This window comes from Massilia sp. Leaf139, from assembly GCF_001424165.1.
Classification (GTDB): domain Bacteria; phylum Pseudomonadota; class Gammaproteobacteria; order Burkholderiales; family Burkholderiaceae_D; genus Telluria.
The window spans coordinates 251,867-276,289 of the sequence record NZ_LMOJ01000012.1; the positions used below are offsets into that span (position 1 = coordinate 251,867).

The window sequence follows — 24,423 nt, forward strand, 5'->3', positions numbered from 1 at the left end:
ACATCGGATTTAGCCGGTCTGTAAATCGCAGTGCCGCTGGTTGCTATAGGAACGTACGCTAGTTAAGGGCTGTAACTCAGCTGGTTGTGCCTGTTCACCGAATGCACGGTGGGTCGAAAGCGTGCCCGCATTAATGCGGAACTTACATCAATGACAGTTGTAGCCATTACAAACGAACTTAGCTCATTAATTGTGTCGCGCAGCGGCATCGTAAAGAGCCAAGTATTGGTTTACCATCCGGTCAATACCATGGTGTTGTTCGACGAACTTGCGGCCGGCTGCGCCATGCCGTTTTCCCATATCCGGTTTCTGAACATACTCAGCAATTGCTTCTACGAGATACGTGGGACATGGAGATTCTAGCAACATACCGGTAATGTTTTCCTTGACGATATCGGGAAGTCCGCCCACACGGGAAGCAATTACCGGCACTCCGGTTGCCATCGCTTCCAGCACCGCTACGGGCATTGCTTCCGAGAGTGACGGCAGTACAAACACGGAGAATGTTTTCATAATTTCCGCGATGTCATTGCGAGCCCCTGGGATAGATACAAGATGAGAAATCCCCAAGGCGGATATTTTTTTCTTCAATGGCGTCAACAGCGGCCCATCGCCAATAATGGTGAGTGACAGTTCCTGCCTGCTCCCCCTAAATCGGTCTAGCAAAAGGACAAAGGCATCGACAAGGGCGGCCTGATTTTTCACCTCAGACACACGACCTACCGTCCCGATCACGAAACGGTTTGGCTGGGAGGCGTGTACAGGCCTTGGGGGAAGCTGCGTCGAACCTGGTGAGAATTTGTCCGTATCGACTCCGTTTGAAATACAGGAGATTTTCGACCGGGGTACGCGAACGACGTCTGCAAGCCAGCTTTGCAAGTCACTGGACACCGCAATGCAGGAATGCATCAGCAGTGCCATCACACGGCGTAATACGTTGTACTTGAGATTACGTCCGTCTGCTTCGTTCAGATTACGACCATGTTCGGAATGGAAGCGGATCGGCACGCTTGCGAGCATTCCAGTTGCCGTATATTCGACGGCGCTTATGCAGTAGGTATGCAAGATTGTTGGACGTAGCGTTCTGAGCAGTTTCCAGAGTCTGAGGTGCGCAGAAAGGCCCAGACCGGCTGGTTTATTGAGGCTATAGACAGGGGTGCCGGTGCCCTCGATTTTGTCCACAAAAGCGGAATATCCGCTGATGCAGATGATAGCATGGCGATATCTCTGTCGAGGGATGCGGCGGACACACTCAGCAAGCAGCATTTCCAGTCCACCAAAATCGAACCGGTATATGACGTGCACGATAAGCGGCGCATCCGTCCATGCAGCATCGGGCAAGCCTGTCCTTGCTCGGATGGTTCTTGTCTGTTCAGCCGTTTTATTTTTTCGCCACATCGCCATATTGCGCAGTTGGCGCCTTACGCCCTATATTTACCAACGGATCGTGCATCCCGCATGATCCGATCACCGGCGCCACAATGACAGTTTGGACAGTCAACCGAAAATGCGGCACGTGAAGCTGCAGCATGTGTCGGCGTGTACAGCATGTCGCGCAGTCGCATGTCATGCAAGTTTCCAAGCTTGAACGTGACGTAGCACAGCTGCACCGTACCATCTGCGCCCACCCAGATCATTTCACGCGCGGCACAGGGAACCTTCATTTTCGATCCGAGCAGCAACCAATCCGGCATCGAACGAATCGCTTCAGGTGTGTGACGAATCATCTCGGGGTACTGTTCTTTTAACGTCAGCAATTCATTGATAACGACATCAATCGCTTCCCTGTCCTCATCGCGGAATTGAAGTTCGCGATCCGGACCCTCCGTAAAGTACGGCAGGGAGTAGTGCACCATATCGACCTGCAAGGTCGTATTGTACTTGCGCGCAAATTCGAATGCCTCACGAAGAGATTCCCGATTACAGGTTTGGCGCCGCAGTAACCAGTTGAGCTGCATCTTGACTGTATTGCCATACTTTTGCCTGACATCGGCAATACTCGCCTCCATTCGCTTGGCGCGCCCCGGCCTTTGGGTATATTCGTCGTATTCAGCGCCAACTCCGTAAAAACCGATGGACAGGTCTCTCAGCCCTGCCGCATACAGCTCGTCGATTCGAGAGGAGAGGACGATCGCATTGGTGGTTACCATAGGCGAAAGCCCAATTTCTTTGCAATAGGCGACAATCTTTGTAAGATCCGGGTGAAGTAGAGGTTCGCCGCCGTAGAGCCGGACGTTGTAGATGCCTGCTTCTTTGGCATCGTCGAGCACGTCCTGGATGTGTTCCCAGCTCAACTGCGAACCTGCCATGAAATCCCGGCCGTATTTACAACCCTGGCAGCGCAAATTGCAATAACTTGTTAAAGCGAGCATGATCAGATGGGGACTTGGTCGAATTACCGAAGGAGCAATCCTTCCAACCGAATGTTGTTGCCTCAACATCCAGGTTTCTACCTTGATAGCCGCATCTCGGACGGCAGGTTGGGTTCGAAGAGCTTCACCCACCTGTTGGCGCATCGCATTCCACAAAACGTTAAAAATTTTTCCGCTTCCCATGTGGAGTTACCTTCTCAAGTTAACTTTCAGTAATTATTCAAGAGCAATAACCATGCCACATAGAAAATGTGATTTAATTCAGTGCGTTAAGATTTTCCTGAAAAAACATGTAAAAGATTCCGACACCATAAAATCGTACTAGACTATAAAGAATGACTCCAGGCGACTGCTTAGTACAGCCACTGCTCAAGGGATCAGGTTCCGCAAATCGGAAGCGACTACAGTAACTAAGAAGAACGCTGCCGGTGGAAAGAATGTCCTCGTTCACTGAGCATTTTGAGTGTCGGCTCGCGGCTACAACCGTCTTTCTGTAGCGTCCGCACGGGTCGAAAGCGGACGCTACACTACGTCTGCAACCGGTCAAAAGCGTCCTTTACAAAAACTAGTATCGAGTCTGAACGAGATGGAAACAATCCCACAAGTGATTGTGTCCGTCTGACACCGCTACATCTTCAATATTTGGGGGATGTATAGCTGCAGCTGCTGTTCGATACGGGTTTGGTATCGATCCTGACATTGCTTTGGTGGCCGCAGGGTAGCCAATTACGCGTACCGCGATGTGCGGTTTCGGCCAGAAGCGGACTCTAAGTGGCGCCTACAAATCTCTAGAAAAAAGTTATTGATGGAACAGGAATTTGTTCTCAACCCGATAAACGGCGTTGGCCCCGTTAGCCTTGGCGCGAGTCGAGAAGCGGTCATTGCTGCTCTTGGCACACCAACGGCAAGCTTCTATAAAACGCCAGACTCAAGATACCCAACGGATGCCTGGTTCGGGAATGGATTCCAGGTGTTCTACGAAGGCGAACAGCCAATGGTCGCGTATATTGAGCTGTCCGAAGGCTACGACTTTGAGGCGGTTTTGTTCGGGCTGCCGGTGTTTTCGACGACAACGCCGATCCTGATCCGTGAAGTCGGACGTCATTCCAAACTTGATGAAACCGATCCAGAACTCGGGTACAGCTACATCTTCCCCTCTCTTGAGCTAGCTTTCTGGAGGCCGGACAACGATGACAACGAAGCCCCTTACTTTTCTACGGTCGGGATTGGGATGTCGGGCTACTTTTCCGCATGAGGTGCGGGCGCAGAACATCTGCAATGAGTCGATAGTGGACATACATTGGGCAGTTCGAGCAATGCGACAGCGCCCGTGTTCGCAAACGGCGTAGTGCCAAAGCTCAAGCACTTCTCCTCAAGACTCTTTGAGTCTTCATTGCAGTGGCGCCTCGGGAAGACCGAACGATGCGCTCCAAATTTCCCTCGCCTAGTAACCGCCCGTAGTGTCGGGTTCATTCCCCTTCTTCAGCGCTCCCCTGCGCCTGCCACAAGCACCATTCCCCAAAGCTTGTCAACTGAGCATTTATAGAGTTAACAAAATACATCAGTGCAATCGTGCGCGAGGGCAACATCCCTATACTCGATCGAGCCCGGTTCACAACCTGTTCATGGCCGGGCACGTGCCCTTTCCTCACTTGTCGACGGGGGGCGACCATAACCAGAATCAGGAGACGGAAAATGAAGTTCACCACCAAAGCGCGGCTGCTCGCCGTGCTGTGTGCCGGCCTTGCCGCCGCGCCCGCCGCGTTCGCCGATGGCCAGCCGCGCCAGCTGACGGCGTCCGCCAAGCTGTACCAGCAGTATTTCAAGGAAGCGGCGAAGGAGTTCGACGTCCCGGTCGAACTGCTGGAATCGATCGCCTATGCCGAAACGCGCTGGACTTCGCACGTGCCGAAAGGCCGTCTGAAGAAGAACGGCGAGCCGGAGATCGAGATCGATCCCGATCCGCACCACGGCATGCCGCCCAGCTACGGCATCATGGGGCTGCGCAACGACACCTATTTCGGCACCTCGCTGACGCAGGGCGCCGCGCTGATCCGGGTCTCGCCCGAGGTCGTCATGACCGATGTGCGCAGCAACATCCGCGCCGCCGCCGCCCTGCTCTCCCAGTACGGCGCGCGCAAGACCAGGAACTTCCCGCTCGAGGACTGGGAAGGCGCCGTGGCGCGCTTTTCCGGCATCCCGCAGCCCGAGATCGCCCAGATCTACACCTATGAGATCCTGACCGCTATCCGCCAGGGCCGCGAAGGCGCAGGCTTCAAGATCAACCAGCGCCACGTGGAGATGGAAAAAGTCTACGGCAAGGACAAGCTGAAAAAGCTGTCCGCGCGCCGCATCACGGTCGAGACGGGCGTGCCCGATCCGAAGATCTCGGTGCCCGATTTCGTCGATGCACCGGCCAAGACCAAATAACCAGACTGCGGAGACCAATCCATGAAGAAGAATACGAACGGCCTGCTCGCAGGCCTGATGTTGGCCGCCCTCGGCCTGCAGACGCTCCCGGCGCGCGCGTCGACCGACTATCCGCCGGCGATCTGGAACCCGGCCGCCAGCTGCAACTACTCGGCGCGCACGGCGGCCATCAGCCACGTGACCGTACACACCACGCAGGGCTCCTACGCGGGCTCGATTTCCTGGTTCCAGAACTGCCAGGCCGGCGTCAGCGCCCACTACGTGATCCGCTCCTCGGACGGCCAGGTGACGCAGATGGTGCGCGAGTCGGACAAGGCCTGGCACGTCGGTAATTCGAACGGCTACACCATCGGCATCGAGCACGAGGGCTATATCAACGCCCCGAGCACCTGGTACACCAGCGCCATGTACAACGCCTCTGCGGCGCTGACGCGCGACATCCTCGCCTCGCGCGGGCTGTCGCAAAAGGTGTATGACGGCAGCAGCGGCTGGAACGCGGTGCCATCCGACTCGCTCTACAACGTCAAGGGCCACGTCAACTTCGCCAGCCAGAGCCATACCGACCCGGGTTCGGGCTGGGACTGGGCGCGCTATAAAACCCTGGTCGCGGGCGGCACGAGCGGCGGTGGCGGCAGCGATGCCGGCCTCACCTGGCCCCTCGTCCAGTACGGGAACACGGGCGAGCGCGTTCGTACCATCCAGTACCTGCTGCAGCAATGGGGCTATTCGCTCACGGTGAACGGCAGCTTCGACACGGCGACGCAAACGGCGGTGAAGAACTTCCAGTCCTCGCAGGGCCTCGGCGCCGACGGCGCGGTCGGCAACGCCACCTGGCCCGCGCTCACCATCGTCACCCAGCAGGGCGACTCGGGCGCCAAGGTACGCGCCGTGCAGAGCCAGCTGAACGAAAGCGGTTACGGCCTGGTGGTGGACGGCATCTTCGGCGCCGGCACCAACACGGCGGTGCGCAGCTTCCAGTCGTCGAAGGGATTGGGCGTGGACGGCATCGTCGGCGACAACACCTGGAGCAAGATGGCCTGGTAAGGCATTGGCCCGCGTGCGGCGCGGGCTGGATAGTACGGCCCGGCGCCTCCAGTGCCGGGCCGTTTTTCGTCAACCCTTGCAGTCGCCCAGCCGCGTCAGGCGCTGGGTGGTCTTCTGCGTCGCCGCACCGGCGCCGCCCGTCTTCATCGCCGCCATTGGCGCGGGTGGCAAGTCCTTCGCGCCGGCCTGCATCTGCTTGAAGAGGGCCAGCGAGCGCTCGGCCTCGGCACGTTCCTGGGCGTTGCCCTCCTTCGCCATCTTCTCGGCCATGGCGCGCATGAAGGCCAAGCCGCCGGCCGTATCGGCGCGCGTGGGCGGCCCGGTGAACACCGATTCCGTGGTCGACTCCCAGGTCTTGGCGTCGACTTGGCGCAGCGAGGTTTTGACCTGGCCCCACGAACAGCTGTTCACCGAGACCATCTGGTTGCCGACCACCTGCCCCTTGCCGGCGGTGCAGCCGTCGGCCAGCAGTTCCTTCGGAATGTCGACGGTTTTCACGGGGCGGATGCAGACCTGCTGCGCGCCGTCTCCGGCCAGTGCGTAGCTGCCGCGGCTGCCGTCCGCGCGCCGCACCTGCGCCTGGATATTGCCGGTCGCCCCGTCCGTGACCGTGCGCGCGCCGACCGATCCGGCCGGATTAGCCAGGCTCGAATCGGACACGGTCTCGATCTGGTACTGGCCGGGCGGCAGCAGGTAACGCGTGTCCGCCGCACTGGCTCCGCCGGCGCCCAGGGCCAGCGCCAGGGCGCCGGCGATGATGTTCATGCTGTCTTTCATGGTTTCTCTTGTCTCGAAGATCAATGCCGGCTCGCCGCCCTCGGCAGTCAGGCCTTGCAATCGCCCAGGCGGGTCATGCGCATGACCGATTTCTGCTGCTCGAGGGGGGCGCCCCGCATGGCGGCGCCTTCCATCGGCAGGTCGTCCAGCGGCGCGTCCTTCAGCTCTTCCTCGGCCTTTTTCGCTTCGGCCAGCATCTCCTTGCCCTCGGCGCGCACCTTCGGATCCTTGCTCCGGGCCATTTCCTCGTACACGTCGCGCAGCGGGTGCACGCGGTTATTCCCGCTCGGGAGAGAGGTTTCGGTCATCTCCGTCGTCGTCTCCCAGGTCTTGGCGTCGACCTTGCGCATGCTGAGCTTGATGTTCCCCCAGGGGCAGCTGTGTGTCGCCACCATCTGGCCGCCGATCACCTGGCCCTTGCTGGCATTGCAGCCGTCGACTTTCAGGTTCTTCGGCAGCGCGCCGGGCGCGGTCGGCCCCAGGCAGATCCGGTTCGGGCCGGCGCCGGCCGTGGCATGGCTGCCCGTTTTTCCTTCGCTGCGGCGGAACTGGCTTTTCTGGGCGCCCGTGGCGCCATCCACCGTCTCGCGTGTCGTCGTCTTGCCGCCGGGGCTGTGGCTGACCCGATCCGAGACCACGTCGATCTGGTACAGCCCTGGCGGCGGCAGGTAGGCCGGTTCCGGCGCCGCGCCGGCAATGCTGGAAACGAGACCCAGCGCAAGGGCGCCGGCGAGGGTGTACTGCTTGATGACCATCTGCTGCTTCATACCTTCTCCTGGTGTGACAAAAACAGCCGGCGCGCATACGCCCGGCATCGTAAAACGTTTAGGGCATTGCTGTTAGCGCGGCACGCGCCGCAGTTCGGCGCTGATCGCCTCGATGTTCTGCTGGTGCGTGTGCAGGATCTCCTTCAGGCGCGGCAGCGCGCTCCCGGCCTGGGGCTGGGCGCGGGCCTCCTGCTCGCCCTGCACCAGGGCCTTGCTCGCAGCCTCGAACTTGCGCATCTCCTGCGCCAGTTCCTCGCGCAGGATCGCGGCGCGGTCGAGGTCGCGCGCCGACTGCTCGGCGGCGCTCACCTGCAATTTCGGATCGGCTGCCGCGGCCGCAGCTGCGGGCGCCGTGCGCACGGCGCCGGCGCGCGGCTGCGCGGCCTGGGCGGGACGCGCGGCGTCGCGGTTCTGGATGATCTCGACGCCCTGGGCGTCGATGTAGCGCTGGGCCGGCGCCTGCTGGGCGCTTGCCGCGCCGGCGGAACAGGCCAGACAGGCCAGTGCGGCGCAAAGGAATTGCATGTTCATAGATTGGACTCGTAAAACGGTGTTTGCATGCGCACGAAAGCCTCGCTGCGGATCTCGATGCGCGGTTTGACGCAGGGGCGGTTGGCCGGCGTGGCGCCGCCGGTGCCGAAGGGATCGGCCATGCCGTTGGCCGACAGCGCCGCGTCGCCGGGCCCGAGCGCATTCACGGTGGCGTAGATGACGCGGTCGACGACCGGCACGATCAGGCGGTAGCACCAGGTCACGCGCAGGTGCAGCAGGTTCGCGTCCTGCACCGAGATGCGCGAGGCCGTGCCGCGGCTGGTGTTGCGGTAGTTGAGCGTGTCGTTGGGCAGCTCGCGCCCGCCCTTCCCGTCCAGACGCGCCTGGGCGAAATCGGTAAACGCGGCGCGGGTCGGATTGAGCACCAATAGCGTCGCCCTGCCCGGCCCCTGCAGATCGGTCTTCGCGTCCACCACGGCCTGGTTGTAGGCGAGGATCGAGGGCTGCTTGGCGAACAGCGGCGCCAGGCCGGAGGCAAGCGCGTCGCGCATCTTGACCCTGTCGCCGTGGTGCAGGGCGGCGGCGCGCGCGGCCAGCATGGTCGCGTGGTTCAGGGTCGAGCGCGCCTGGTAGATCAGCGAGAACTGGACGATCCCGAACAGCAGCAGGATCAGCAGCGGCAGCGCGACCAGGAATTCGGTGCTGGCCTGCCCTGCCTCGTGTCGCCCCATCATCGGCCGCCTCCCCCGGGCAGCGCCAGCGCGCAGCCGGGCCGGATGCCGCAGGCCTGGGCCACGCCGGCCGCCAGTTCCAGCACGCTGCGCGCGCGCCAGTGGCCATCCATGCGGCGCGGCGCCAGCGCCGGGCTGACCTTCAGCACGCGGTTGCGGCGGTCGAGATAGACCACGTCGATCGGATAGGCCATGCCGAAGGTGTGGATCATGCCGCACTTCGGCAGCAGCATGCCCTGGCGCGGGCCGAGCGCTGCCCGTCCGAGCAGGCCGCGCATGCGCTCGATGCTCGAGGTGGCGATCATCAGCTCGAGCCGGCCCGCTTCCGTGTCGGGTACGTCGATGCTCAGGTGTCGCATATCGTTTCCCTTAAAACGCGCCGGACTGCATGAACTTGACGGCGATCGGGAACATCAGCACCACGAAAGTCACCGGGAAGATGAAGGCCACCAGCGGGAAGATCAGCTTGACGGGGGCCTCCATCGCCATCTTCTCGGCCAGCTGGAAGCGCTCGGTGCGGCGCTGGTCGGCCTGGGCACGGAAGGTCGGGCCCAAACTCGCGCCCATGCGTTCGGCCTGGATCACGGCGTTAATAAAGCTCGTCACCTGCGGCACCTTCACGCGTTCGTCCATGCGGCGCAGGGCGTCGGCGCGGGTCAGGCCCGAGCGCAGGTCGCGCAGCACATAGGCGAACTCGTTCTTCAGTGGGCCGTCCGGCCCCTTGGCCACGGCCTGGCCGATGGCGCCGGCCATGTTCAGGCCCGCCTCCACGCCCATGGTCAGAAAATCGAGATAGGCCGGCAGCGCCTTGACCACCATCTTCTGGCGCCGCTTGAGCGAGTCCTTCAGCCACATGCGCGGATAGATCCAGCCGAACAGCGAGGCCGCCGCGATGTAGAAGCCGCCGTCCTCGATGCCGGCGGCCGGGAGCAGAACCGCGCCGAGCAGTGCGAAGCCGGCCAGCGAGACCACGCACAGGGCCACGAACTGGGTCGGACTCATCAGGTACAGGAGGCCCGACAGGCGCAGCTTGTCGGCGGCGTCGGCCGTCAGGCTGGCCGGCAGGCGCTGGCAGACGTGGTAATCCACCAGCCGCAGCAGGGGCCAGAGCAGGCGCAGGCCGCGCGGCAGCGGGTCGAGGTATTCGCGGTCTTCGTCCGGCACCTCGTCGGTCAGGCGTACCGCGCTGTAGATGACGCTGCCGGCAAAGGCGACGAAGGCCAGGCCGATCAGGACGGCAATCAGGATCTGCTGCATGCTTCCTCACACATCGATGTTGGTGATCTTGCTGATGAAATGGTAGCCCACGCCCACCGCCAGCAGGATGAAGGCGAGCGTGCACCAGCCGTACCATTCGGTGAACAGCGGCGCCATCGCTTCCGGTTCCATGACGCGCAGGATCAGCACCAGGAACAGCGGCAGCGCCGACATCACCAGGCCCTGCATCTTGCCCTGCGCGGTCAGGCTGCGGATCTTGCCCTCCATTTGCAGGCGCGCGCGGATGGTGCGTGCGACCGACTCGAGCGTCTCGGCCAGGTTGGCGCCGACCTCGCGCGCCAGCGCCATGCCCGAGGTGGCCATCATCAGATCCGGCAGCGGCACGCGCCGCTCGAGGTTCTGCAGGGCGACGCCGAAGTCCGTGCCGAGGCGCAGCTCGCGCAGCAGCAGGTCGAATTCCTGCGACACCGGCGGCTTGCCTTCGGCCGCCACGCTTTCGAGCGCGATCATCAGGCTGGCGCCCGCGCGCAGGGCGCCGGTCACCATCAGCAGCGCGTCCGGCAGCTGTTCCTCGAACTGGCGCAGGCGCCGCCGCGCGATATAGCGCACCACGTAGCGCGGCGCGACAAAGGCGAGCACCACGCAGCCGGCCACCAGGATCAGGTTGCCGGTGGCGAGCCAGGCCAGCACCGGCAGCGAAATGAGGACGGCCAGGTTGATCGTCATGATCCGGTTCGAGCCGGTGAAGATGAACATGCCTTCCAGTTCCGAGGCCGCGCTCTTGGCGTCGCGGCTCTGGCGGCGCGCCACCCAGCGGCTGCCGAAATGCAGGGCCATCCAGATCAGGCCGAAGCCGGACAGGAAAAACGCGGCCAGCAGCACCATCGGACTGGTCATGAGGCCACCTTGCGCATCGAGCCGTGGTTCGCCATCGACGGCTCGCGGCCGAAGATCGACATGTCGACCTCGATCCCGCGCCGCACCAGATCCTGGTAGAACTCGGGCACGTGGCCGGTCGGCAGGCAGCGTCCGCGCACCTTGCCCTCGGGCGTGAAGCCGTCCTGCTCGAAGCGGAAGATGTCCTGCATCGCGATCACGCTGTGCTCGATGCCGGTGACCTCGGTGACGTGGGTCACGCGCCGGGTGCCGCAGGAAAAGCGGGTCTGCTGGACGATCAGGTTCACGGCCGAGCAGATCTGCTCGCGGATCGCCTGCATCGGGATGTCCAGGCCGCTCATCAGGGTCATCACCTCCAGGCGCGAGAGGCAGTCGCGCGGGTTGTTGGCGTGGGCGGTGGTGAGCGAGCCGTCATGGCCGGTGTTCATCGCCTGCAGCATGTCGAGCGCCTCGCCGCCGCGGCACTCGCCGACGACGATGCGGTCGGGCCGCATCCGCAGGCAGTTCTTGACCAGGTCGCGGATCGTCACCGCGCCGCGCCCTTCGATGTTGGCCGGGCGCGCTTCGAGCGAGACCAGGTTCGGCTGCGACAGCTGCAGTTCGGCCGCATCCTCGACGGTGACGATGCGCTCGTCGTCGGGGATGAAGCCAGACAGCACGTTGAGCAGCGTGGTCTTGCCGGAGCCGGTGCCGCCCGAGATCACGATGTTGGCGCGGCGCTCGACCGCCACTTTCAGGAATTCCGTCATCTCGCGGCTGATGGCGCCGAAGGCGATCAAGTCCTCGACGGTCAGCTTGCGGCGTGCGAATTTACGAATCGTCACGCTCGGGCCCTTGATGGCCAGCGGCGGGATGATCGCATTCACGCGCGAGCCGTCCTTCAGGCGCGCGTCGACCATCGGCGAACTCTCGTCGATGCGGCGCCCGAGCGGCGAGACGATGCGCTCGATCGCGGCCAGCACCGAGGCATCGTTCGAGAAGGTCACGTTCGAGCGCTGCAGCTGGCCGTCGCGCTCGATGAAGATGTCGTTGTGGCGGTTGACCATGATCTCGCTGACGGAATCGTCGGCCAGCAGCTCTTCCAGCGGGCCCAGGCCGACCACCTCGTTGAGCACCACCGAGCAGAGGGTATCGCGCACCGGGCGCATCGGCGCGAACAGCGGGTCGGTGTCGACCAGTTCCTCGATGATCTTCTGCACCGCCACGCGCAGCTCGGCGTCGCCCATGCGCGAGACGTTCACGCGGCGCAGATCCATCGCGGCGATCAGCTTCTTGTGCAGGGCCGCGCGCGAGGCGATGCCTTCCGGCGTCTCCAGCGGCGCCAGTTCCAGCGCGGGCTTGGCGATGTGCACCGCGCGTTCCGGCTCGGCGCGCAGGGGCTGCACCGGCGCCACCACCCGCAACTGCTCGACCAGGTGCAGGCGCAGCGTGTAGTCGCCCACCTCGACCACGTCTGTCGTGGCCAGCGGCCCGTATTCGTTGATCGCATTGCCGTTGATGCGGATCGGCGAGATGCCGCCGCCATCGCTGATGAACAGGCCGCCGTCGCGCACTTCGAGCTGCACCTGGCGGCGACCGATGCGCCAGCCGGCCAGCGGCAGCAGGCTGTCGTCGTCCTTGCCGAGGAAGCAGGACAGGCCTTCGGAGGTCGCTTCGCCGACCATCTCGTCGCGCTTGAACAACTGAACATGGATCATGACTACTCTCCCGACGGCTGCGCCGCCTTGTTGACCTTCTCTTCGAATTCGCGGCGGCCCTTCTCGCCGCGCTCGCGCAGGGCGGCGGCGAGGCCGTCGCCGGCGTTGATGATTTCGCTCTCGACGAACACGATCAGTTCGGTCTTGCGGTTGCGGAAGTCGTCCGAGCGGAACAGGCGGCCGAACAGCGGGATCCGGCTCAGCGCCGGCACCCGGTCGATCGCGCTCGACAGTTCGCTGTTGACCAGGCCCGACAAGGCCACGACCTCGCCCGGCTTGACGCTGATTTCGCTGGCCGTGCTGCGCGTGATGAAGCCGGGGATGCCGCCCACCGTCACCGACGGGTCGATCTGCGACAGTTCGGTCGAGAGTTTGGCGGTGATGACGTTGTTGGCGTCGATGTGCGGTTCGACCGAGAACAGCATGCCGTAGGGCTTGAATTCGACGGCGGTGCTGCCGAAGGCGCCGGCCAGCGGGATCGGCACTTCGCCGCCCACCTGCAGGCGCGCCTTGCCGCCGCTGCGCGCGGTCAGCTCGGGCGTGGCCAGCACGCGCGCGTCGCCGTCGGAAATGGCCAGGCGCAGGCGCGAGCCGATGGTGGTGGCCAGGCCGAGGAAGATGCCGCCGGTCGCGCCGTTACGCGTGGTGAAGCCGGGGTTCGGATCGAGCAGGTTGCCGCTGCCGCCGTCGGGCGGGATGTTCTTGTAGATGCCGGTGTTCTTGGCCACGCCGGTCAGGCCGAGCGAGGGGCCCATCGCTTCCTTGTCCCAGTTGACGCCGATGTTTTCCAGCAGCGAGCGGTTGATCTCGACGAAGTGCAGGCGGAACAGCACCGAGCGCGTGTAGGCCAGGCCCTGGTCTTCCTGGATGTTGTTGACCACGCCTGGGGTGTTCTCGAGCGCGCCCGCCAGCTTGTCGAGCACGGCCTTGTGCGCGATCCCCGACAGCACCAGCTCGGCGCCGACCTGGTCGATCTTGATGCCCTTCTCCTCGCCCACCAGCGCTTCGAGCTTGGCGCGCACCGCCGCGAGTTCGCGCGGCACGACCTGCACCTTGTAGGTCTGCACGGTGGAGCCCGTCCAGACCAGCAGCGAGGTGTCGCCCACCTGCTCGCCGATCAGCAGCAGGTTCTGGTCGACCGTGGTCGCGCTGACGACCGAGCCGCTGCCGAGCGCGACGCGGCGCACCTTGGCGCGCATCGGCAGCAGCTTGACCTCGCCGAGCGCCATGATGAGGTTCTGGGCGGGGCCATAGCTGACGGCGGTCGGCGCCGGCGCCGGCCGTGCAGCGACGCGGCGCATGGCCGGACGCGCGGCCGGGCGTGCCACGGCCGGGCGCGCGCAGGCGACGGCCGGCGGCGCCGTGGGGCAGACGGATGCGGCCGCGGCGGCGCCGTCGGCTACCGCGGCGGTGGCCGGAACCGGGGCGGGAGGAACATCGGCGGCGATGGTGACGGAGGAGTACAGGACGGCGCACAGCAGCGCCAGGAACAGGGGAAGTCGGTGCATAAGTCGCTTTGTCGGTTTTTCTTTTGAATTTATTGCTTGCGTTGGGAGATGATCTGGTCGCCCCGGGTAGTCGGCGCGCTGATGGTGATCGAGGTACGCCCTGGTTCGGCCGGTTTCGCCGCCTGGACGGCCTGGGCGGCCTGGGCCGCTTCCGCCGCCTGGGCCAGCTTGGCGACGCGTTCCAGGGCCGCGCCCGGATCCTGCGACGGCGGCACCGCCAGTTCGGAGACGATCTTGTCGCCCCTGCCGCCGACGATGAACTCGATGCCGGCATCGCGCCGGCGCAGGCCGCCGCCGCCCATGACGTCGGGGCCGCGCAGCGTGGCCTGGCGGATGGTGGCGCGATCCTGGCCGCCGCGCAGCACGACGCGGTAGGAGCCGAGCTTCTGGCCCATCATCAGGCGCGCCGCCTGCTGCGGCGTCACCAGCAGCGTGACCGTGTCGTAGCCGCGCTCGCGGCCGTCGACCTCGCCCGGCCGCACCATCTTGTCGAGCGCCGGCCCGTCGCTGCGGGTCACGTCGTAGAACTCGGTGCCGGTGGCGAGCACCACCATGTCCTGCATGTACAGGCTGACCTGTTCGCTGTTGCCGTCGGCCTTGCTGAGCAGGTAGATGTCGATGCGGTGGTTCGGCCGCAAGGTCTGGGCGATCGAGTTGACGTTGTCGATGTCGATCGTCAGCGCGCGCTGGCCGGCCGGCAGTACAGTGGCGACGTCGCGCACCTCCGGCATCTGCAGGTCGGTCACACGCAGCGGACGGCCGCGCATCACCGGCCGCGCCAGCTTCATGCCCTGCATCGATTCGAAGTCCGAGGCCAGCACGGTGTCCGGATACACGAGGTCTTCCTCGACCGGGCGCGAGACGAAGGTGTCGAGGCTGAGCACGGTGCCGACCGGCGCGTCGGCCATCGGCACGGCCACCTGCACCAGGCGCGGCCCGCCGCTCTTGCCGCTGGCGGCGATTTCGGCCTTCATTGCCGCTTCGCGCTGCTGCAGGTACTTCAATGCCATCCAGGCGACGCCGCCGGCGAGCACGGCGGCGATCATCACCAGAACCAGCGGATTCTTGAGCCCGGACTTGACCCGGTTGACGGTATGGGGGGGTGCCATGAAACTCCTTGACGTTACGGTGTGACGGAAATCGCGTACGAATACGCTGCAAAATAATCCTTGATGGCCTGGATCACCTCGACCACCGGCGCGGGCCCGAAGGCGCTCACCACCAGCACGACGACGCAGAACGCGAGCACCACGAGGTACTCGGTCGAGGCCTGGCCGCGCATCGCCTTCACAGGCTCTCCGCCTGGTTGACCACGATATGGGTCTCCATGTCGCGCCAGAGGACGACCTCGATGCGCTCGCGGCCGCGCTGGGCGCTGACGACCATGGCGTTCTCGCGTCCGCTGCGAGGCGCGGCGTCGGCGCGCACGCTGCTCCAGTTGTCGTCCTGCAGGCGGCGCATGTAGAAGGCGCGCAGGGCCTCGACCGGCTGGCTGGAGACGAGGGCGGCGATCGTGCCGCGGCGGCCGTCGTCCTCGCGGCTGCTGACGCTCGAGAGCACGCGCGCGCCGGGCGGCGCCAGCGGCGCGCGGACGGCCACGGGTTTGAGCGGATTGACCGCGAAGAAGCCCTTGGCCTTGCCGCTGTCGGCCAGCTGCAGCGTGGCCAGGCAGCGCTCGCCCAGCGCCGAGACGATGTTCCAGCTGCCGGCGCGGTTGCGCTTGACGTCGAAGCCCTCTTCCCGCCAGGTGCGCTCGACGCGGTCGAGCACCGCCGCGGCGGGTTCGGCACCTTCGACCATCAGGATCGACAGGTTCATGCTGTCGACGCGGACGCCCTCGCCGACGACGGTCGGCTTGAGGCCGGCGGGAACGCGTTCCGGGCAGGCGCCGGCCAGCAGCGGCAGGAAGGCGGACAGGACGGGGATCAGTCGAACCTTGTTCATCGCAGGCGATCCCCCGGCACGACATCGGGCGCGATCTTGCCCAGTTCGACGTCGGGCACGTCCGTGTCCCAAGCCTTGATGCCGGCGCCGACCACCCGGTCGATCGCCTTGCCGAGCCCTTGGGCCGTCGGCACCGACTGCGCGACCATGTCGCGCGTGCCGCGCGAGCCGTTGGCGCCCCAGGTATTCGAGACGATGCCGCCGGTCGCCTTGAAATCGAGCCCGCGCCACTGCGCAATCCAGACGCCGTCGCGCGGCCACAGGCGCTGGTAGGCCTGGCTGTCGCGCGCGACCTCGCGCAGCGACACGGTGGCCACGGCCATGGTGTCGGACGGCACCGGCGGCACCAGGCTGCCGGTCATCGAAGGCGGCAGCGGTACTGCGCCGATCACGTCCAGCGCTGTACCCGAGGCGTCGCGCGGGGGCCGGCTGTTGGCGATGCCGGTGCTGGCCTGGTCGAACTGGCGCAGGAAGGGAACATGCGCGTTGTCGTGCCAGAGCGGGTCGGTGCCGTTGGCGAAAGTGGTGGCGTTCTTGTCGGTGTCGGCGATCACGCTGACATTGCGCGAGCGGTCGTTGAAGACACGCATCGCCAGTTCGGCATGGATCTGGCTGGCGCTCTTGCGGTTCGGCGCATTGATGGTGTCGAACTGGCCGCCGCCCTCGTACCAGACGGTGCGTTCCCAGGCGGCGTAGCGCGAACCCATGTTGGTGGTGTGCTGGACGTCGAGGAACTTGCCAAGGGCGACCACGGCGAGGAAGAGCGGCACCAGGAAGAACAGCCCGGCGACGATCATCTCGACCAGGGCCTGGCCGCGCTGGCGGCGCTTGTATCCGTGGTTTCTCATTTACTGTGCTCCCTGGGAGGCGTTGCGTTCGCCCTCGGTGCGGTCGCGCAGGCGCGCCTGCCAGTAGGGGTTGAACAGGCTCGCCATTTCGGTGCGGTTGTCGGCGCGCTTCCAGCCGGTGCGGGTAAAGGCGCTCGAGTCCCGGTTCGGCCGGTAGAAGAAGGCGTGCGCCGAAGACAGCGTGCGCATGCTGCTGCCCTTCATCTGCGGGTCGAGGCGGATATTGGTGGCGCCGCCGAGGAAGGTCGACGAGGTGCGCACGCTGGCCTGGCCGCGCTCGACCTCGATCGTGAGCGGCATCTGGCCGCCATTGAGTTCGAAGGACTGGTTCGCGGGCTTGATGAAGTCGGCGATGTCGCGGTAGGTCGGCTGCAGGCCGCCCTGCGCATCGAGCGTCGTGCCCGGCCCGTTGCGGTAGCGCCGGCCGGCCGGTGTCGGCACGCCCGTCAGGGCGCCGCCGTACTGGCGCGCCGCCGCCGGATTGCCGGAGAAACCGTTGCGGTCGTTGTAAGGGCCGCCTCTTCCCGCGACGGCGCCGCCCGATCCGCCCTGGCCGTGGGTACGGCTCGGATCGCGCAGGCTCCGGAACACCGGCACCGGCACCTTGCCGATCATGTACAGGCAGCCGTAGCTGCCGCTGCCCTGGGTCGCGTCGAGCGCCAGCCAGCGCTTCTTGTCGGCGCTCAGGAGCGTGCCGCCGCGGTGCTTGAAGCTGAATGTGGTCCACAGCGGGCGGCCGCCCTTGCAGTACGAGGCCTTGGTCGCGCTTGTCCAGCGCGGCAGCGGCGTCGAGCGGCGGTCGCGGACGAATTCGTCGGTCGATTCGGCGTTCACGACGACGTTGGCGAAGCGGTTGGCGGCGTTCGAGTTGTCGTTGGCGGAATGCTCTTTCGTGTAATCGTTGCGCCACTTGTCGCGCTGGGCGACGGTGGTGCCGAGCTGGAAGGCGCCGGTGCTCACGCCTGCTTGTGCATCGTTCTGCTTGACGACGTCGTCGACCACCAGCATGACGCTGTCGGCCGTGACCGCATGGTGGGTCTGCTGCGCCTTTTCGAACGCACGGATCAGTTTATCGATGGACTGGACGGCGGTCGCCGACATCTGGCGGTAGGCCGTGTTGACGGAGGTGATCGCGAGCGGCGGCGGGATCGCCCTGATCGCGAACCAGGCGGGAGCGGCCACGGGGATCCGGGCCTGATCCGACTGCACGCGGTCGTTCATGCGGTTGCGGGTGCTGGCCGCATCCTCGAGATAGGATTGAAGGCTGATCAGCTGCGCGACGGCGACCTGGTTGGCCACCATCGCGCGGTTGGCATAGGCGGAGAAATTGTGGTCCCGGGCGAGCATCACGGCGCCGCTGTAGGCGCCGGCGTCGGCCGCGTTCTGCAGCTGGGTCTTGGTGTTGGCCAGCATGCCGCTGTTGAACAGCAGCAGGCAGGCCAGGGCCGCGGCGCCCGCGAGGAGCAGGCACAGGATGAGTGCCTGTCCACCGGATTTTGCGATTGCCGTCTTCATGCCGCCACTGCCTGGAACCACGATTCCCATCGATCAGCCGCCGGCGCCGCCGCCGCCCGCGCCGCCACCACCAGCACCGCCGCCGCCGGCAGCGCCTGCGCTCTGATCGTTTTCCTTGTTGTAGGCCGACATGCCTTTGACCTTGTCCGCACGGGTCGCCGAATCGCCCGAGGCCTTGCCCGCTGCGGCAACCTGATCCTTGGCGTCGTTACCCGAAATCTCCTTGGCCAGGCCGGCGGTCTGGTTGCGGACGGTCTGGCCGAAGGTGCTGTAGACGCCGATGGCGGCCACGGCGATCAGGGCGACGATGATGACGTATTCCATCATCCCCTGGCCCCGTTGTTTGCGTTTGAGTTTGAAATTGAATTGCATGAAGTTCTCCTTTGATTGGACGATGGACACTGCATTAACCGGGAGACCGCCCGTCCTGGTTCGGCTCCCGCTGTTAATCCTTGCTGTTTATTGCGACGCCTGGCTCTTTTCCTGGTCATTGGCATAGGCGTATCCGGCCATGCCCTGTTTCTTCGGATCGTTGGCGCGGCCAGCGGCCGCATTGGCGGCGTCGAGCGCTTTTTCGGTCGATGCCTTGGTGCCCGAAATTTCCTGGGCCATGCCGGCGGTCTGGACGCGCACCGTGCGGCCGAAAGCGGAATAGATACCGATTGCCGCCACTGCGATCAGGGCGACGATGATCACGTACTCCATCATTCCCTGGCCCCTTTGATATGGAAATCGTTTCATTTCACGCTCGCTCACGAAATAGGATGGTGGGTTTTGTCGTACCGACTAGCTCGACACGGGAGAATGTTATCGACAAAGGGCGCGTGAGAATTTCACATTTCGATTTCCCGACTGTTTGTTTTTATTAATAACTCAGCGGTAATCGATTAATATTTCCGAGGCGAATCTAGGATTATTCCTAGGATACTCAGCACTTTCCTATGAAAACAAGGCAGCAACTAGCCAATTGCGGGCCGAATTCTTGTTTTATCTGAACAAGAGTTTTATATAGGAAATTTTCTTTCTGGAATTTACAATGTAAAAAAGATGCGTTTTCCGTGTTATTTGCACAACAATGTGAATTAAATCGCATTGTCAATGGTGCGCGGCCTAAGCGACATGCATGGAAAAACATCGAATCTCAGCCATAAAAGTGACAATTCGAGAGAATGTAACAAGGCCGATGTGGTCGCATATGGTGTATTGATAGGTGTGTTTTGAATGAATCGGCACAGCAGATAAGGTGCAGGCATAAAAAAAGCCGCGGTTTAACGCGGCTTCGATATTCAAAAAAACGGATTAACGAACGACGAGTTCCACCCGGCGGTTCCTGGCCCGCCCTTCTTCGCTGGTATTGGCCGAGACCGGCGCAAAGCTGGCGACGCCGCGCGCGCTCAGCCGGCCGGCGGGAACGCCGTATTTGCCGCTCAGCGCTTCCACGACGGCCTGGGCGCGCTTTTGCGACAGCGCCAGGTTGGCGTCGATATCGCCCTGGTTGTCGGTATGACCGACGATCAGCACCTTCATCGCCGGCTCGGCCTTCAGGGCCTCCGCCATGCTTTGCAGTTGCGGCGCCGAGTCCTCGCGCAGCACCGCCTTGTTGGTATCGAAATGCACCCCGTACAGGGCGATCTTGCCGTCGCGCTGGAGGCCGGCGCCGATCGCCTTGGCGTCGACCGTGACCTTGCCCAGTGCCGCCTGCGCCGGCTCGACGATCTGGACGAACTGCTCCACGCGCCCATTGCCCGCGAGGGCGACCTGGACATGGGTGTACCCTGCCCCGACTTGCTTGCGCGCGCTGATGTAGTGGAAAGCCGGCTGGTTGCCGCTATTGAAAATCGAGGAGACCCGTGCGTCGAACATGGCCCATTTGGTCTGTTCCGGGAAATCCTTCACCATTCTCTGGACGCCGAGTTTTTCGCATTGCGCCGTTTCGCAGCTGAACATCGTTTCGAAGCCGGCCGCCTGCAGGGCATGCACGTAATTGCGGTGAATCTCGAGCGCGCTGCCGCCTTCGGGCACCCAATACATGCGGTTGGCGACCTTTCCTTCGATCCGGCGCAGCACCGGCTTGTCCTTTTCGCGGTCGACGATTTGCACCGGCGCCAGCGGGACTTCGCCATAACTGTAAAGGAGCGAACCCTGATAACGGGACAGCAGCGGATGATCCTTGCCGCCCTTGATGTCTTTCAGGGGCGGCGCCGCCGATACCGCCATGGCGGCGGACAAAATAAAAACGGCGGCAATACAGCGGGAAGCAAAAGCGTATTTCATCGTGAATAACCTGGCGGCCAGGCGGCGGTGGATAATGCCCAGCATTCTAAAGGCGTTTATCTGCGCACGATTCGGGGATGCGCCAAATGACCCGCCGCGCATGGTTACGCAGATAAGAGCGCCTAACAAAATGTTCAGAGCAAGGCCCGACGACGAAGACAGTACGAATGTACGACAAGGAGCTGCAACGCTGCTATGGACGTTTTGTTAGGCGCTCTAAACCGGCAAAAAAAACGGCCGGAATATCCGGCCGTCTTCGTCACGAACAACGCAGGCTTATGCCAGCTTGCCGTGGCACTGCTTGAACTTCTTGCCGCTGCCGCAAGGGCATGGATCGTTGCGGCCGACCTTCACGCCCATGTAGGTGCTGTGGTCTTCGGACGCCTGCGGCGTGCTGCCCGGGGTGGCGACCGGCGCCAGCAGTTCTTCCGGTGCGGCCGACGGGTTGAACTCGGAGTGCTGGAAGTTCAGGTTTTCCAGGTGCGCCGCCTGCGCTGCCATGGCCGCTTCCGCCGCCTCGACTTCTTCGCGCGACTGGATACGAACCGTCATCACGGTGCGGATGACCTCGTTCTTGATCTGATCCAGCATGCTGCCGAACAGTTCGAAGGCTTCGCGCTTGTATTCCTGCTTCGGGTTCTTCTGCGCATAGCCGCGCAGGTGGATGCCCTGGCGCAGGTGATCCAGCGCGGCCAGGTGTTCGCGCCAGTGGGTGTCGACGCTTTGCAGCATGACGTTGCGCTCGAAGCCGCCGAAGGATTCCTTGCCGACGACCTCGATCTTGCTGTTGTAGGAGGCGTCGGCCGCGGCCAGCACCTTTTCCAGGATGTCGTCGTCGTTCAGGTTCGGCTCGTCCACCAGCATCTGCTCGAGCGGCACGTCCAGCGCCCATTCGGCGGCCAGCACCGATTGCAGCGACTTGACGTCCCACTGCTCTTCGACCGATTCGGCCGGCACATAGGTGCGCACCACGTCGGTGAAGGTACCGGTGCGCAGCGAGGCGATCAGTTCCGAGATGTCGGCCGCTTCCAGCAGTTCGTTACGCTGGGTGTAGATCACCTTGCGCTGGTCGTTGGCGACGTCGTCGTATTCGAGCAGCTGCTTGCGGATGTCGAAGTTGCGGGCTTCGACCTTGCGCTGGGCGGTTTCGATCGAACGGGTGACGATGCCCGCCTCGATCGGCTCGCCTTCCGGCATTTTCAGGCGTTCCATGATGGCGCGCACGCGGTCGCCGGCGAAGATGCGCAGCAGCGTGTCGTCCAGGCACAGGTAGAAGCGCGAGGAGCCCGGGTCGCCCTGGCGGCCCGAACGGCCGCGCAGCTGGTTGTCGACGCGGCGCGATTCGTGGCGTTCGGTGCCGACGATGTGCAGGCCGCCGGCCGCGACCACGTGGTCGTGCAGCGATTGCCATTCGTCGCGCAGCTGCTGCGATTGCAGCGTCTTTTCCGCTTCGGACAAGGCGTCGTTCGCCTCGATGATCTGGATCTGCTTCTCGACGTTACCGCCGAGGACGATGTCGGTACCGCGGCCGGCCATGTTGGTGGCGATGGTGATCATCTTCGGGCGGCCCGCCTGGGCGATGATTTCCGCTTCGCGGGCGTGCTGCTTGGCGTTCAGGACGTTGTGCGGCAGGCCGGCGCCGGTCAGGATGCCCGACAGGAGTTCCGAGTTCTCGATCGAGGTCGTGCCGACGAGCACGGGCTGGCCGCGCTCGTAGCAGTCCTTAATGTCGAGCAGCATGGCGTTGTACTTTTCCTGCGCCGACTTGTAGACCTGATCCTGGCGATCCTTGCGCTGCGACGGACGGTTCGGCGGGATGACGACGGTCTCGAGACCGTAGATTTCCTGGAACTCGTAGGCTTCGGTATCGGCCGTACCGGTCATGCCGGACAGCTTGGTATACATGCGGAAGTAATTCTGGAAGGTGATCGAGGCCAGGGTCTGGTTCTCGTTCTGGATGCGCACGCCTTCCTTGGCTTCCACGGCCTGGTGCAGGCCGTCTGACCAGCGGCGGCCCGTCATCAGGCGGCCGGTGAATTCGTCGACGATCACGACTTCGTTGTTCTGCACCACGTAGTGCTGATCCTTGTGGTACAGGACGTGGGCGCGCAGCGCCGCGTACAGGTGGTGGATCAGCGTGATGTTGGCCGCGTCGTAGAGCGAGGCGCCTTCCGGCAGCAGGCCCATCTTGGTGAGGATCGCTTCCGCGTTCTCGTGGCCGGCCTCGGTCAGCAGCACCGTGTGCGCCTTCTCGTCCTTGATGTAGTCGCCCGGGACTTCGATCTTGCCCTTGCCGTCCGGGGTTTCCTCGCCGATCTGCTGGGTGAGCTGCGGCGGCACTTCGTTCATGCGGTGGTACAGGTCGGTGTGGTTCTCGGCCTGGCCCGAAATGATCAGCGGGGTACGTGCCTCGTCGATCAGGATCGAGTCGACCTCGTCGACCACGGCGAAGTTCAGGCCGCGCTGCACGCGTTCGCGCGCCTCGTAGACCATGTTGTCGCGCAGGTAGTCGAAACCGAATTCGTTGTTGGTACCGTAAGTGATGTCGGAACCGTAGGCGCTCTGCTTGGTGCCATGATCCATCTGCGACAGGTTGACGCCGGTGGTCAAGCCGAGCCAGCCGTACAGGCGGCCCATCGAGTCGGCATCGCGCTGCGCCAGGTAATCGTTGACGGTAATGACGTGCACACCCTTGCCGGACAGCGCGTTCAGGTAGACCGGCAGGGTTGCCATCAGGGTTTTACCTTCACCCGTGCCCATCTCGGCGATTTTGCCTTCGTGCAGCACCATGCCGCCGATCATCTGGACGTCGAAATGGCGCATCTTGAGGACGCGCTTGGCGGCTTCGCGGCAGACGGCGAAGGCTTCCGGCAGGATGGCGTCGAGCGTCTCGCCCTTGGCGACGCGATCCTTGAATTGGGGAGTCTTGGCCTGGAGGTCGGCGTCGGACAGCGCTTCCATCTGCGGCTCGAGCGCGTTGATCTGACGTACGGTTTTTTGATATTGCTTGAGCAGCCGCTGATTGCGGCTACCGAAAATCTGGGTCAGTAATGACATGCTAAGTTTCTTAAAAAGACGCCGCAAAAAAGAGCCCGGAATGTATCAAAAAAGATACCTACCTAAGACCGACGGTGGCATAAAGCGAATGATTTTATCATGCGATGCGGCCACACTTGGGGATGATAGGCAGGATAACAAGTATCGTGCCCGAAAGAATGTTGCCATTTTGCCTTGCCCGCGACGGATTGGCACGCGCTTAAGAGCACCTAACAAAACTGTCAGGGCAAGGCGCAGCGCCGAAGACAGTAAAAAGGTACGGCAAGGCGCTGCAACGCAGCCATGGCAGTTTTGTTAGGCGCTCTAAGGCGCTTATGGTATGTTGCGGCCTTCAAGACCCCATTCTTTTCCCCCTCCGATGCACATCTACGGCACCCGCAACCGTCCCACGTCCTTCGAGGCGACCAGCTTCCTGCGTTCGAACGAGCGCATGGCCAGCCTGCTACCGGCGGCGATGCGCATGGCCGACCTGCAGCGCGACGTCGGCATGGCGCTGCCGGCGATCGCGGGCAATTGCGACGTGCTTTCTTTCCAGGAAGGCGTGCTGACCCTGGCCGTGCCCAGCTCGGCCGTCGCGGCGCGCCTGAAGCAGCAATTGCCGAAGCTGCAAAGCACCCTGCTCGCGCGCGGCTGGCAGGTGAATGCGACGCGGCTGAAAGTGCAGGTGACGCGGGCGATGCCGCAGCGGGTGGAAACGCGCGTGCTCGAACTGCCGCCGACGGCGGTGGATGCGTTCGAGGAGCTGGGGGAGAGTTTGCCGGATACGCCGCAGAATGCGGCGTTGGTGGCGGCGGTCAAGCGCTTGGCCGCGAAGCGGCGCGGCGGGTGATCGAACGGTGAACGCGGGCATGC

At 63.6% G+C, this 24,423-nt stretch carries 24 protein-coding genes; 4 read left to right on the forward strand and 20 right to left on the reverse strand.

Translation table 11 applies throughout. From position 1 onward, the window contains the following. Positions 1-186: 186 nt before the first annotated feature. Positions 187-1,404, reverse strand: coding sequence for a TIGR03088 family PEP-CTERM/XrtA system glycosyltransferase (locus ASF77_RS23620; protein WP_229445353.1), 1,218 nt, complete (start codon positions 1,402-1,404; stop codon positions 187-189). Positions 1,405-1,421: 17 nt separating this feature from the next. Continuing rightward, entirely contained in the window at positions 1,422-2,555 is a 1,134-nt protein-coding gene (locus tag ASF77_RS09695) for a radical SAM/SPASM domain-containing protein (protein ID WP_082493685.1), read from the reverse strand. 622 nt (positions 2,556-3,177) lie between these two features. Here ASF77_RS09695 and ASF77_RS09700 point away from each other — a divergent pair. The 3 genes from ASF77_RS09700 to ASF77_RS09710 all read left to right on the forward strand — a co-directional run bounded on the left by ASF77_RS09700 (position 3,178) and on the right by ASF77_RS09710 (position 5,846). Next, positions 3,178-3,627, forward strand: coding sequence for a hypothetical protein (locus ASF77_RS09700; protein WP_056338312.1), 450 nt, complete (start codon positions 3,178-3,180; stop codon positions 3,625-3,627). A 440-nt stretch (positions 3,628-4,067) separates the two neighbouring features. Then, positions 4,068-4,802: a hypothetical protein gene (locus ASF77_RS09705; protein ID WP_056338315.1), complete on the forward strand. Its 735-nt coding sequence runs from the start codon at positions 4,068-4,070 to the stop codon at positions 4,800-4,802. A gap of 21 nt (positions 4,803-4,823) precedes the next feature. After that, the gene (locus ASF77_RS09710; protein ID WP_056338318.1) at positions 4,824-5,846 is read left to right on the forward strand and encodes a peptidoglycan-binding protein; all 1,023 of its coding nucleotides are present in this window, start codon (positions 4,824-4,826) and stop codon (positions 5,844-5,846) included. 69 nt (positions 5,847-5,915) lie between these two features. Here ASF77_RS09710 and ASF77_RS09715 read toward each other — a convergent pair whose 3' ends face one another. From ASF77_RS09715 to secA, 18 genes are all read right to left on the reverse strand, one after another. Then, positions 5,916-6,623 carry a hypothetical protein gene (locus ASF77_RS09715; protein WP_056338321.1) on the reverse strand — a complete coding sequence of 236 codons (708 nt, stop codon included), beginning with the start codon at positions 6,621-6,623 and terminating at the stop codon, positions 5,916-5,918. 47 nt (positions 6,624-6,670) lie between these two features. After that, entirely contained in the window at positions 6,671-7,390 is a 720-nt protein-coding gene (locus ASF77_RS09720; RefSeq protein ID WP_056338324.1) for a DUF3617 family protein, read from the reverse strand. 72 nt (positions 7,391-7,462) lie between these two features. Then, the gene (locus ASF77_RS09725; protein ID WP_056338327.1) at positions 7,463-7,921 is read right to left on the reverse strand and encodes a hypothetical protein; all 459 of its coding nucleotides are present in this window, start codon (positions 7,919-7,921) and stop codon (positions 7,463-7,465) included. Then, the gene (locus ASF77_RS09730; protein ID WP_056338331.1) at positions 7,918-8,616 is read right to left on the reverse strand and encodes a TadE/TadG family type IV pilus assembly protein; all 699 of its coding nucleotides are present in this window, start codon (positions 8,614-8,616) and stop codon (positions 7,918-7,920) included. Before ASF77_RS09730 ends, ASF77_RS09725 begins: the two co-directional genes overlap by 4 nt. Beyond that, on the reverse strand, positions 8,613-8,972 hold the full coding sequence (locus ASF77_RS09735) for a DUF192 domain-containing protein (protein ID WP_056338334.1): 360 nt from the start codon (positions 8,970-8,972) through the stop codon (positions 8,613-8,615). Before ASF77_RS09735 ends, ASF77_RS09730 begins: the two co-directional genes overlap by 4 nt. 10 nt (positions 8,973-8,982) lie before the next feature. Beyond that, complete coding sequence (locus ASF77_RS09740) at positions 8,983-9,870, reverse strand: type II secretion system F family protein (protein WP_056338337.1); 888 nt, start codon at positions 9,868-9,870, stop codon at positions 8,983-8,985. 6 nt (positions 9,871-9,876) lie between these two features. Then, a complete protein-coding gene (locus ASF77_RS09745; RefSeq protein WP_056338341.1) occupies positions 9,877-10,728 on the reverse strand; it encodes a type II secretion system F family protein in 852 nt (283 codons plus the stop codon). Beyond that, positions 10,725-12,425: an ATPase, T2SS/T4P/T4SS family gene (locus ASF77_RS09750; RefSeq protein WP_056338344.1), complete on the reverse strand. Its 1,701-nt coding sequence runs from the start codon at positions 12,423-12,425 to the stop codon at positions 10,725-10,727. The genes ASF77_RS09745 and ASF77_RS09750 overlap by 4 nt, the downstream gene beginning before the upstream one ends. A 2-nt stretch (positions 12,426-12,427) precedes the next feature. Continuing rightward, positions 12,428-13,933 carry a type II and III secretion system protein family protein gene (locus tag ASF77_RS09755; RefSeq protein ID WP_056338347.1) on the reverse strand — a complete coding sequence of 502 codons (1,506 nt, stop codon included), beginning with the start codon at positions 13,931-13,933 and terminating at the stop codon, positions 12,428-12,430. A 29-nt stretch (positions 13,934-13,962) separates the two neighbouring features. Then, complete coding sequence (gene cpaB, locus ASF77_RS09760) at positions 13,963-15,042, reverse strand: Flp pilus assembly protein CpaB (protein WP_056338350.1); 1,080 nt, start codon at positions 15,040-15,042, stop codon at positions 13,963-13,965. Between the two features lie 14 nt (positions 15,043-15,056). After that, complete coding sequence (locus ASF77_RS24235) at positions 15,057-15,224, reverse strand: hypothetical protein (protein ID WP_156648826.1); 168 nt, start codon at positions 15,222-15,224, stop codon at positions 15,057-15,059. Beyond that, positions 15,221-15,877: a hypothetical protein gene (locus ASF77_RS09765; protein ID WP_056338353.1), complete on the reverse strand. Its 657-nt coding sequence runs from the start codon at positions 15,875-15,877 to the stop codon at positions 15,221-15,223. The genes ASF77_RS24235 and ASF77_RS09765 overlap by 4 nt, the downstream gene beginning before the upstream one ends. Then, positions 15,874-16,725 carry a pilus assembly protein gene (locus ASF77_RS09770; RefSeq protein ID WP_056338355.1) on the reverse strand — a complete coding sequence of 284 codons (852 nt, stop codon included), beginning with the start codon at positions 16,723-16,725 and terminating at the stop codon, positions 15,874-15,876. The genes ASF77_RS09765 and ASF77_RS09770 overlap by 4 nt, the downstream gene beginning before the upstream one ends. Then, the gene (locus ASF77_RS09775; protein ID WP_056338358.1) at positions 16,726-18,240 is read right to left on the reverse strand and encodes a pilus assembly protein TadG-related protein; all 1,515 of its coding nucleotides are present in this window, start codon (positions 18,238-18,240) and stop codon (positions 16,726-16,728) included. 33 nt (positions 18,241-18,273) lie between these two features. Next, positions 18,274-18,612: a Flp family type IVb pilin gene (locus tag ASF77_RS09780; protein ID WP_056338362.1), complete on the reverse strand. Its 339-nt coding sequence runs from the start codon at positions 18,610-18,612 to the stop codon at positions 18,274-18,276. 87 nt (positions 18,613-18,699) lie between these two features. Continuing rightward, entirely contained in the window at positions 18,700-18,981 is a 282-nt protein-coding gene (locus ASF77_RS09785) for a Flp family type IVb pilin (protein ID WP_056338364.1), read from the reverse strand. 558 nt (positions 18,982-19,539) lie between these two features. After that, a complete protein-coding gene (locus ASF77_RS09790; protein ID WP_162244846.1) occupies positions 19,540-20,514 on the reverse strand; it encodes an OmpA family protein in 975 nt (324 codons plus the stop codon). Positions 20,515-20,790: 276 nt separating this feature from the next. Further along, positions 20,791-23,571 (reverse strand): preprotein translocase subunit SecA, encoded by a 2,781-nt coding sequence (gene secA, locus ASF77_RS09795; protein ID WP_056338370.1) that lies wholly within the window; start codon positions 23,569-23,571, stop codon positions 20,791-20,793. A gap of 358 nt (positions 23,572-23,929) precedes the next feature. Here secA and ASF77_RS09800 point away from each other — a divergent pair, with 358 nt between their 5' ends. Next, positions 23,930-24,400, forward strand: coding sequence for a DciA family protein (locus tag ASF77_RS09800; protein ID WP_056338372.1), 471 nt, complete (start codon positions 23,930-23,932; stop codon positions 24,398-24,400). The last annotated feature ends 23 nt before the right edge of the window (positions 24,401-24,423 follow it).